Annotated in this window: 7 protein-coding genes; 5 read left to right on the top strand and 2 right to left on the bottom strand. The window is 66.0% G+C overall.

Annotated features, from left to right (window positions below):
* The first annotated feature begins 80 nt into the window (after positions 1 to 80).
* From RR928_RS21175 to RR928_RS21190, 4 genes are read left to right on the top strand one after another with little or no spacing between them, the layout of a single operon-like run.
* A complete protein-coding gene (locus RR928_RS21175; protein ID WP_332540225.1) occupies positions 81 to 1,022 on the top strand; it encodes an ABC transporter substrate-binding protein in 942 nt (313 codons plus the stop codon).
* Between the two features lie 40 nt (positions 1,023 to 1,062).
* Positions 1,063 to 1,974 carry an ABC transporter permease gene (locus RR928_RS21180; protein ID WP_332540224.1) on the top strand — a complete coding sequence of 304 codons (912 nt, stop codon included), beginning with the start codon at positions 1,063 to 1,065 and terminating at the stop codon, positions 1,972 to 1,974.
* Positions 1,967 to 2,764, top strand: coding sequence for an ABC transporter ATP-binding protein (locus tag RR928_RS21185; protein ID WP_332540223.1), 798 nt, complete (start codon positions 1,967 to 1,969; stop codon positions 2,762 to 2,764). Before RR928_RS21180 ends, RR928_RS21185 begins: the two co-directional genes overlap by 8 nt.
* Positions 2,764 to 3,573, top strand: coding sequence for an alpha/beta hydrolase (locus RR928_RS21190; RefSeq protein ID WP_332540221.1), 810 nt, complete (start codon positions 2,764 to 2,766; stop codon positions 3,571 to 3,573). Before RR928_RS21185 ends, RR928_RS21190 begins: the two co-directional genes overlap by 1 nt.
* 137 nt (positions 3,574 to 3,710) lie before the next feature.
* Here RR928_RS21190 and RR928_RS21195 read toward each other — a convergent pair whose 3' ends face one another.
* Together RR928_RS21195 and atzF are read right to left on the bottom strand one after the other, a co-directional pair.
* Positions 3,711 to 4,388, bottom strand: a complete 678-nt coding sequence (locus RR928_RS21195; protein ID WP_332540220.1) for a GntR family transcriptional regulator — start codon at positions 4,386 to 4,388, stop codon at positions 3,711 to 3,713.
* Positions 4,389 to 4,420: 32 nt separating this feature from the next.
* Positions 4,421 to 6,223: an allophanate hydrolase gene (gene atzF / locus RR928_RS21200; protein WP_332684137.1), complete on the bottom strand. Its 1,803-nt coding sequence runs from the start codon at positions 6,221 to 6,223 to the stop codon at positions 4,421 to 4,423.
* A gap of 119 nt (positions 6,224 to 6,342) precedes the next feature.
* Between atzF and pcaC the strand changes: the two genes are divergently transcribed.
* On the top strand, positions 6,343 to 6,741 hold the full coding sequence (pcaC, locus tag RR928_RS21205; RefSeq protein WP_332548993.1) for a 4-carboxymuconolactone decarboxylase: 399 nt from the start codon (positions 6,343 to 6,345) through the stop codon (positions 6,739 to 6,741).
* Positions 6,742 to 6,821: the final 80 nt, after the last annotated feature.

A 6,821-nucleotide genomic window follows, 5' to 3' on the forward strand; every position in this document is an offset into this window, starting at 1 on the left:
GGCTTCGACTGCCTTGTGTACAAGCGAGTATTCAAGAGCGGATCGATTTTCGCCAAGGCCCAACTCAAGAAGGAACTGCCATGTTTTCACGTCGACTCTTGCTTGCCTCTTTGACTTCTTCGGCGCTTGCCGCGTCCATGGTGGCGCCCGCGCAGGCCGCGGACAAGGTCATCAAGGTCGGCACCTTGAAGCTGATCCATGGCATCACGCCGTACTTCTACGACAAGTTCACGCCGCCGGGCTACAAGATCGAGGTGGTGACCTTCGAGACGCCCACCGATGGCAAGAACGCGGTGGTCACCAAGTCGGTGGATTTCGGCACCTACGGCCTGGCCGCCGCGACGCTGGGCGCGGCCGCGGGCGAGCCCGTGGTGATCATTGCGCCGCAGTGCAACGGCGGCATCGCCATCGTGGTGCGCAAGGACGGCGGCGTGGCCAGTTTCAAGGGCCTCAAGGACAAGCGCGTGGGCATCCTGCCGGGCTCCACGCAGGAAGCCGTGTTCCTCGACCGCCTCAAGGCCGAAGGCATGACGATCAAGGACGTGAAGTCGGTGCGCGTGTCGTTCAGCGAGATGGCCGGAGCGCTGGAGCGCGGCGACATCGACGCCTACGTGGGCGCCGAGCCCGGCCCGTCGATCAGCGTCGTCAAGGGCGTGGGCAAGGTGCTCGAGTACCCGTACAGCACGCCCACGGGCGCGGTGAACATGGTGATGACCACGCATGCCGACACCGTCAAGGACCAGGCCGAACTCGCCAAGGTGTTCCTGGAAATCCACCGCAAGGCCTCGGAGTTCGCGATGGCCAACCGGCCCGCGCTGATCGAGATGGCCGGCGCCAAGCTGGGCCTGCCGGCCGATGTCGCCAACCTGGCCGCCGACAACGTCAAGCTGACCTGGAAGATCGATGCCGACTGGATACAGCGCAGCAAGTACTACGGCTCGCTGATGCTCGAGCGCAAGCAGATCCGCAAGCTGCCCGACTACAGCCGCTTCATCGTGACCGGCCTCAACCCCCAGTCCTGATCGCTCTCCCGCCCTGCAGTCCGTCCCGGAAAGATCCGCCATGACCACTTCCACCCTTGATACCAGCGCGCGCGCCGCACCCGTGGCCGCCGCCACGCCCGTGCAGCCGGCGGCGCCGGCGCCCAACCATGTGCCAGAGTTCGTGATGCCGGCCCAGCCCGGCGCGCTGCACCTGTGGCTGGTGAAATGGGTGGTGCCGGCGCTGCTGCCGCTGGCCCTGCTGCTGGCCTGGGACCTGGCGGTGCGCCTGTCTGGAACGATGCTGGTGCCGCCGCCCAAGGAAGTCGGGCTGATGCTCTGGGACTTCGCGTTTGGCGGCATCTACGACGATGCCTTCAGCGAGACCCTGGGCATCCACTGGATCAAGTCGATGTCGCGCGTCTACGGCGCGTTTGCGCTGGCCGCGCTGGTCGGTATTCCGCTGGGCCTGGTGATAGGCAAGAACGCGACGATTCGCCGCGTGGTCGACCCCACGCTGCAGATGCTGCGCCCCGTGCCGGTCACGGCCTGGCTGCCGCTGTCGATGATCTTCTTCGGCGTGGGCCCGAACGCCGCGATCTTCCTGGTGTTCCTGGGCGCGTTCTTTCCCATCGTCATCAACACCACGTTTGGCGTGAAGTCGGTCGAAGTGCGCTTGTTCGAGGCCGCGGCAATGCTGGGCTGCTCTGGCACTTCGATGTTCCGCCAGGTGGTGCTGCCCGCGGCGCTGCCCTCGATCTTCAACGGCCTGCGCCTGGGCCACGGCATTGCCTGGTTCCTGATCGTCGTCGGCGAGATGACGGGCGTGCCCGAAGGCCTGGGCGCGGCCATCATGGACGGCCGCATGCTGTCGCGCACCGATGTCGTGATCGCGGGCATGGTGGTCATCGGCTTCACCGGCTTTGTCACCGACCGCCTGCTCGTCGCACTCAACAACCGTCTGCTCAAGTGGAGCCCGCAACACAATGTCTGATTCCATCGCCAACCGCAAGCCGACGCCCATTCTCGACATCGCGAATGTCAGCAAGGTGTTCAATCTCAACGGCCGTCCCATCCATGCGCTCAAGGACGTCAACCTGCAGATCCACAAAGGCGAGTTCGTCTGCCTGATCGGCGCCTCGGGCTGCGGCAAGTCGACGCTGCTGCGCATCATGGGCGGCTTCGAGCCGGTGTCCACGGGCTCGGCGCGCATGTACCACGCGCCCATCCAGGAGCCCGGCCCGGAGCGCGGCATGGTGTTCCAGGACTACGGCCTGTTTCCCTGGCTCACGGTGCGCGAGAACATCGCCTTCGGCCCCAAACAGCGCGGCCTGCCCGCAAGCCGGCTCAAGGAGATATCGGACCGTTTCGTGAACATGGTGGGCCTGGGCAAGTTCGCCGACCATTTCCCCAACCAGCTGTCGGGCGGCATGAAGCAGCGCGTGTCGATTGCGCGCGCGCTGGCCAATGACTGCGAAGTGCTGCTGATGGACGAGCCGTTCGGCGCGCTCGATGCGCTGACGCGCGAAGTGCTGCAGCAGGAGCTGCTCGACATCTGGGAAAAGACAAAACTGACGGTGATCTTCGTGACCCATGCGGTCGAGGAAGCCGTGCTGCTCGCCGACCGCGTGGTGGTGATGACCGCGGGCCCGGGGCGCGTGGAACGCGACTACCGCATTCCGCTGGAGCGCCCGCGCTGCATCACCGCGCCCGAGTTCAATGCGGTGCGCCGCGAACTGACGGAAATGCTCAGCAGCCATGTGTCGCTGCCCAAGGCCGCGTGATGCTGGACAGCCTGCAGTCCTGGCCCCAGGCGCTGCGCGACGCGGCCTATGACAACACGGCCGCGGTGCGCGACAGCGCCGCGCAGCTTGCCGGCTTTGACGCGCGCAGCGCCGCGTTGCTGGCGCGCGCCGCGGGGGACATCGATCAGCGCTACGGCGCTGCCGAGCGCCAGGTCTTCGATTGCTTCACGGGCCGCGCCGACGCGCCCACGCTGCTGTTCATTCACGGCGGCTACTGGCAGATGCGCCACAAGAACAGCTTTCGCTTTGTTGCCGAAGGCGCGCTGGCGCTGGGCCTGAACGCCGCGCTGCTGGGCTATACGCTTGCGCCCCAGGCCAGCCTCACGCAGATCGTCGAGGAAGTGCGCCAGGGCATTGCCGCGGTGCGCGCGCATGCGCTGGCCCGTGGGCGCAGCGGCGACATATTGCTGTGCGGCTGGTCGGCTGGTGCTCACCTGACGGCGCTGGGCCTGGACTGCGAAGGCGTGCGCGCGGGTCTGGGCGTCAGCGGCATCTACGATCTCGCGCCGCTGCAGCACACTTATCTCAACGCGTCGCTGCAGCTCACGCCGACCGAAGTGCGCATGCTGAGCCCGCTGCATCTGCCGCTGGTGGACAAGCCATTCATCACCGCGTTCGGCACGGCCGAACTGCCGCAGCTGCAGGCGCAGAGCCTGGCGCTGTCGCTGCTGCGCCAGGGCTGCGAAGGCGGTCTGCTGGCAGTCGACGGAGCCGATCATTTCAGCATTCTGAATGCGCTGGCCGCGCCCGATGGGGTGCTGTTGCAGCGCTTGGTGGGCTGGCTTTAACGCTGCTTCGGACTGATTTTCAAGGGCGGCCGTTCATCCTTCGACAGGCTCAGGACGAACGGAAAACCCGCTCGTGCCGAGCCGGCCTCGCCGGGCGCGTCCAACCATGAACGGCCGGCCCTGCAGCAAATGACGAATCAAGCCGCGACCCGCCCCTGCCTGGCCGCCTGCAGCGTATGCAGCGTGATCTTCTTGACTTCGTCGCGGCTCACGGCAATGTGCTTTTGCAGCAGCGCCTTGGTCGCCGCGGTGTCGCGTTGCAGCAGCGTCTGCAGGATCAGCGCATGTTCGTTGTAGGCCGCTTCGATGCGGTAGTTGCGCGTGAATTCCAGGCGCCGCACCACGCGTATGCGTTCGGTCAGATCGCAGTGGATGCGCGCCATCTCGAGATTGCCGCTGGCATGCACCAGTGCCATGTGAAAGGCTTCGTCCATCTGCGAGACTTCGGCGCAGGCGGCCAGGCGCTGGGACGGATCGACGCACCACAGCGTGCACAGCGGCGCCAGCCTTTGCGCAAGATCGGGCGCCGCGCCCAGCAGGTCTATGGCCGCGCATTCGAGCACCGAGCGCACGTCGTAGAGCTGCTCGAACACATTGAAGTCGATGCTGTTGACCAGCCAGCCGAGCTTGGGCATGACCGAGATGTAGCCTTCGCGCTGCAGCCGCACCAAGGCCTCGCGAATCGGCGTGCGGCTCATGCCCAGCAGCGCGCTGACTTCGTTTTCGCTGAAGCGGTCGCCCGGAACGAAGTGAAAATTGTCTAGCGCCTGCTTGAGCTGCGTGTATGCCGATGCGGCAAGGCTGGTCTGGGCCACGGGAGTCTCCTGGTTTCTTGTAATGTGACGGTCTAGCGCAGGCTGTTGCAATACGCGCGCCAGCCGCCGAAATCCGTGATGTCGGTCGCCTGGGCCAGCGCCTGGCCTTCGCAGATGAAGCCCTTGCAGCTTGCACCGCTGGCCAGCGTGACCGAGCCGATTCCCAGCGGCGCCGGCACGCCGGCGACAAAGCGGCCGAAATGGGCCAGCGGCATCTCCCAGACTTCGACGGCAATCGCGGCGCCGCCTTCTGCGCCAGCGGCCACGCGCGCCAGTCCCGGCTTGGGCGGCACCGTGCCCTGCAGCGCATACAGGCGGTAGCTGGCGCTGGTGTGCGTGGCTTCGACGAAGCGCGCGCCGCAGGACTGCAGTTCGTGGTTGAGCGGCATGCCGCGCAGATGCGCGCCGACCACGGCCACCTTGACCATTTCGCCGTGCGCGGCCACGTTCCAGGTGACGGGCGCTGCGCCGGCAACGGCACGCAGACCCGTGACGCCCGCGGGCAGTCCGGCCTGCTGCTCGAGTTGCGTGGCCCAGCGCACCAGATCGGGCTCGCACCAGCCGGGTGCAATCAGCGTGATGCCGAAAGGCAGGCCGTCCGGCAGGCGGCTCGCGGGAATGGCGATGGCCGACCAGCCCAGCAGGTTCACGAAGTTGGTATAGACGCCCATTTCCGAGTTGACGGCAATCGGCTCGGCCAGGACTTCATCGATGCGCGGATGGCGCGGCGCCGTGGGCACGCACAGCAGATCCCACTGCTGCCAGATCTTTTCGGCCTGCTGCCTGAGTTCCTGCAGCCGGTACTGCGCGGCGAATGTGTCGGCGGCGGAAAACCGCTGGGCCACGTCGAGCACGCTGCGCACCACGGGCAGCATGTTGCCGGGCTGGCCTTCGTAGATGCTGCGCGCGCCGACCACGCGTTCCGCGACCCAGGGGCCCTGGTACAGCAGTTCGGCGACTTCAAACAGTGGGTCGAAGGGAATGTCCTGCAGCTGCGCGGTCTGGGCCTGCAGCTGCGCCGAGAAATCGGCAAATGCGGCTTCGTAGCTGGCCGACAGCTTGCGGCCTGCGGGCGTGGCCACGCGCAGCTGCGCCAGCGGCTTGTGGGCCGGCGCCATCGGGCGGGGCCGGGAGTAGGCATCGTCCGCGTCCAGGCCTTCCATCAGCGCCATGACGCGCGCGCTGTCCGCAACGGTGCATGCGAGCACGCCAATGCAGTCCAGCGTGCGGCAGGCAGGCACCAAACCGGTGCCGCTGACTGCACCCGGCGTGGGTTTGAGGCCCACGATCTGGTTGAAGCCTGCGGGAATGCGGCCCGAGCCCGCGGTGTCGGTCGACAGCGCAAAAGGCACGAGACCGCGCGCGACCACCGAGGCCGAGCCCGAGCTCGAGCCGCCACTGACCAGGACGGGATCAAACGTGTTGGGCACCACGCCGTACGGCGAGCGCGTGCCGACCAGGCCGGTCGCGAACTGGTCGAGATTGGTCTTGCCCAGCACGATGGCGCCCGCGTTCCTGAGCCGCTGGACGGCGAATGCGTCCTTTTGCGCGACATAGGCGAATGCTTCGCAGGCCGCGGTGGTGCGAAAGCCCGCAACGTCGATGTTGTCCTTGACCGCGAACGGCACGCCGTACAGCGGCAGCTGCTCGCGTCCTACGGCCTGCTCCAGCGTGGCAAGCGCTTCAATCTGGGCGCGCAATTGCGCGGCGCTGGCAATGCTTATCCATGCCGTGTCGCCGGCCTCGCACGCCTGCCGCTGCGGCTCCAGCAGGTCGGCGGGGCTTGCGCCCCGGGCGTATGCATTCTTCCAGTCTTCTATGGTGCCGATCAGCATGATGAATACCCTGATGTATACAAGATGCTGAGATAAAGCAGTTTGTGTGCCAGCCTTCGGTGCTTCGACAGATGTCGGTCAAACGGGGAAAATGAGCACGATTCAACCCAGGAGATTTCATGACCCGTCCCTACGCCCCCAAGAATCAGGCGCTGTTTGATCAAGGCCTTGCCACGCGCCGCGAAGTGCTGGGCGCTGAATACGTCGATGCTTCCATCAGGAACGCCACCGACTTCAATATCGACATGCAGGAAATGGTCACGCAGAACTGCTGGGGCGATGTCTGGAACCGGCCGGGCCTGGAGCGCAAGTCGCGCTCCTTGCTCAACCTGGCCATGCTGACGGCGCTCAACCGCCCGCACGAACTCAAGCTGCATGTGCGCGGCGCGATCAACAACGGCGTGACCAAGGACGAGATCAAGGAAGTGTTCCTGCAGGCCGGAATCTACTGCGGCGTGCCGGCCGCAATTGACGCCTTCCGCGTCGCGGCGGAAGTGTTCAAGGAAATGGATATCTGAGAGGCCACGCCGGCTTCAGAGCTTGGCGATGGATACCTCCGTGGACTTGACGAGGGCCACGACTTCCGAGCCTATGACCA

Source organism: Comamonas sp., from assembly GCF_036666375.1.
Taxonomy (GTDB): domain Bacteria; phylum Pseudomonadota; class Gammaproteobacteria; order Burkholderiales; family Burkholderiaceae_C; genus Comamonas.